3 protein-coding genes are annotated in these 3,289 nt (G+C 75.5%); 2 read left to right on the top strand and 1 reads right to left on the bottom strand.

Annotated features, from left to right (window positions below):
* Positions 1-243: 243 nt before the first annotated feature.
* A complete protein-coding gene (locus DKT68_RS30020; RefSeq protein WP_109820745.1) occupies positions 244-1,179 on the top strand; it encodes a S66 peptidase family protein in 936 nt (311 codons plus the stop codon).
* Between the two features lie 222 nt (positions 1,180-1,401).
* Here the strand turns inward: DKT68_RS30020 and DKT68_RS30015 are convergent, their stop codons facing one another.
* A complete protein-coding gene (locus tag DKT68_RS30015; protein WP_109820744.1) occupies positions 1,402-2,286 on the bottom strand; it encodes a Vgb family protein in 885 nt (294 codons plus the stop codon).
* Between the two features lie 230 nt (positions 2,287-2,516).
* Here DKT68_RS30015 and DKT68_RS30010 point away from each other — a divergent pair, with 230 nt between their 5' ends.
* Positions 2,517-2,999 carry a hypothetical protein gene (locus DKT68_RS30010; protein ID WP_109820743.1) on the top strand — a complete coding sequence of 161 codons (483 nt, stop codon included), beginning with the start codon at positions 2,517-2,519 and terminating at the stop codon, positions 2,997-2,999.
* Positions 3,000-3,289: the final 290 nt, after the last annotated feature.

Genomic DNA, 3,289 nt, shown 5'->3' with positions numbered 1-3,289 from the left:
GCCCCGCCCCGCGCGGCCGGGCTGCCTCGGCCCGCGCTGCCTCGGCCGGTGCTGCCTCGGCCGGTGCTGCCTCGGCCGGAGCTGACCTCGGCCGGTGCTGACCTCGGCCGGTGCTGACCTCGGCCGGTGCTGGCCTCGGCCGGGCGCGGCCCTTGCTGCCCTCGACCGGTCGCGGCCCGCTCGCCCCTTGCCGCGCCGACGTGCGCCGGGCTTCCTGACGGCGGGTCGATAGTCTCTGCGGTTGTGATCAGCGAGAACCTGACCGTCGTCCGCCCGCCCGCGCTGCGCCCGGGTGACACCGTGCTGCTGGTGTCGCCGTCCGGGCCGACCTCGCCGGAGCGGGTGGCCCGCGGCATGGAGCTGCTCACCGGCTGGGGTCTGCGGCCGGTGCCGGCGCCGAACGCGTACGCCCGGCACGGCTACCTGGCCGGCACGGACGAGCTGCGCACCGCCGACCTGAACGCCGCGTTCGCCGACCCCCAGGTGCGCGGGGTGATCTGCACCCGCGGCGGGTACGGCGCCCAGCGCGTCGTGGACGCCATCGACATGGCGGCGGTCCGCCGCGACCCGAAGGTGGTGGCCGGCTTCTCCGACATCACCGCGCTGCAGTTCGCGCTGTGGCGGGGCGCCCGGCTGGCCGGCGTGCACGGTCCCGGGGCGGCCTGGCGGGACGAGCGCACCCCGCTGCGCTCGGCCGAGTCGCTGCACGCCGCGCTGATGACGACCGAGCCGGTGACGGTCACCGCTGTGCCCGACGAGGAGACCTTCCCGGTACGTGTCCCCGGTCGGGCCACCGGCGTCCTGCTCGGCGGCAACCTCTGCATGATCACCGCGTCGCTCGGCACGCCGGACCTGCCCGACCTGACCGGGGCGGTGCTGTTGATCGAGGACGTGCAGGAGCCCCCGTACAAGGTCGACCGGATGCTCACCCAGCTACGCCGGGCCGGCGCGCTGGACGGGTTGGCCGGCGTGGCGGTCGGGCAGTTCACCGACTGCGCCGACGGCTGGGACACCACGATCATCGACGTGCTCACCGAACGCCTCGGCGGCCTCGGCGTGCCGGTGCTCGGCGGCCTGCCGATCGGCCACGGCCCCGGCCAGCTCACCGTTCCCGTCGGCACGGAGGCCACCCTCGACACCGGGACGGCCACCCTCACCGTCCAGCCCGCCGTCGCCTGACCCCGCCGTCCCTCCTGGGAGGAGCAGCACGGCCAGGCCGCAAACGTGCACCCGTGGCCCCGCGAACCACCCGCCCGACAGGGCACCACCACGACGCCCTGCGGCGCGTCGAGGTGCACAGCGGCATGATCGCGCAACATCCTGGATGTAGTGGCCTCGGCACGTGCCCGACCCCACTACGTCCAGGATCAGGCACGATCTTGCGGCGGTCGGAGGCCGGGTTCAGGGGGTCAGGTGGGCCACGTGGCCGGTTTCCAGGGCGGCGTAAACGGCGCCGTCGGGCGTGACCGTGATCCCGTGCGGTTCGGAGTGCGGGGTGGGCAGTTCGTAGGTGTCGACCCGGCCCGTCGGGTCGACGTGGCCGATCCGGTTGCCGGCCCACTCGGTGAACCAGGCTCCCCCGGCCGCGTCGGCGACGATGGCGTGCGGTCGGGCAGCGCGGTCCGGCAGCGGGTACTCCTCGATCCGACCGTCGAGGCTGATCCGGCCGACCTGGCCGGCGGCGATCTCCACGAACCAGAGCGACGAGTCCAGGCTCGCCGTGATACCGACCGGCGCCGCGCCCTCGGTGGGCAACGGGTAGACCCGTACCGCGCCGTCCACTCCGACCCGGGCGATGGCGTTCGCCTGGTTGAGCGTGCACCAGACGGCGTCGTCCGGTCCGGCCGCCACCATCGAGGCGAACGCCCCGGACACCGGCAGCCGCACCTCGGTGACCGCGCCGTCGGTGCTCACCCGGCCGACGGTGTCGGAGCTCATCCCGGCGTACCAGAGGGCGCCGTCCGGACCCGCGACGATGCCGCAGGGGCCGGTGCCGGCCGGCAGGGCCACCGCGCTCTGCTCGCCGTCGGTGGCGATCCGGCCGATCCGGTCGTCACCGGAGCGGGTGAACCAGAGCGCGCCGTCCGGACCGGGCGTGACGACCAGTGGCCTGCTGCCCGGCCCGCCCGCCGGCCACCGACGCACCGAGCCGTCCGCGTCGACCCGGGCGATCTCGCCGGCGTGGACCAGGGTCAGCCAGAGCGCCCCGTCGGGGCCGGTGGCGATGCCGTACGGCCCAGCCTGCGGGTCGGTGATCCGGAGTTCCCGGATGAGGGTGGACGTCACGGTTCCTGCCTTCCGTCGGGTGGGTTCCCGCTCGGCCGACCTCGGACGGCTCGCCGAGCGGGGCACGGCGAGTAATCACCCTCATCCAGCGCCCGTACCCAGGCAACCGGTTTGTCCGATTCCACCGTCGGATTGCCAGCTGGCGGACAGCTTCGGCATGGGTTCCACCCAGGCAGGTTGGTCACGGTCGGTGACGACATCGCAGCACCACCGAGCACTTGGAGGAGAGCATGTCCCGCACGATCCGCAAGAAGCACCTGCTGGCCGGCCTGGCCACCGCCGGCGTCCTCGGCCTGGGGGTCGCGGCCCCGACGATGGCGTTCGCCGCGGACGGCGGCACGCCGACGCCGAGCGCCAGCAGCACCGCCGACAGCTCGGGCGCCACGAAGGCCGACCGGCAGGGCGAGTTCGCCGAGGCTCTCGCCAAGGAGCTGGGCGTCTCCACCGACAAGGTGACCGCCGCGCTGGAGAAGGTCCGCGAGCAGCACCGTGCCGACCGGCCGGAGCGGCCGTCCACGGAGGACCGGCAGGCCGCGCTCAAGGAGCGGCTGGCCCAGGCCGTCAAGGACGGCAAGCTCACCCAGGAGCAGGCCGACGCGATCACCAAGGCCGTCGAGGCCGGCGTCCTCCCCGGCCCGGGCGGCCACCGGGGGCCCGGCGGTCACGGTGGCCCCGGCGATCAGGACGGCCCCGGCGGTACGGCCGGCAAGTGACCGACGGCGGCCCCGCCCCGACCGGGGCGGGGCCGCTCGGCCTCGTGACACGCACGACGCACGCGGCCACCGGCCGGGCCGTCAGGCGCCGGGCCGTCAGGCGGCGGGCCGTCAGGCGGCGGGCCGTCAGGCGGCCGTCAGGCGGCAGGCCGTCAGGCGGTAGGCCGTCAGGCGGCCGTCAGGCGGCAGGCCGTCAGGCGGTAGGCCGTCAGGCGGTAGGGCAGCCGAAGCCGGACACCCAGATCGGCGGCCTGGCTGCTCGCCCGCCGCCCCGACCTGGCCCCCGCCGC

The sequence above is a fragment of the Micromonospora acroterricola genome, assembly GCF_003172955.1.
In the GTDB taxonomy this organism is placed as follows: Bacteria; Actinomycetota; Actinomycetes; order Mycobacteriales; family Micromonosporaceae; genus Micromonospora; species Micromonospora acroterricola.
This window is presented reverse-complemented; position numbering and strand designations above follow the sequence as displayed.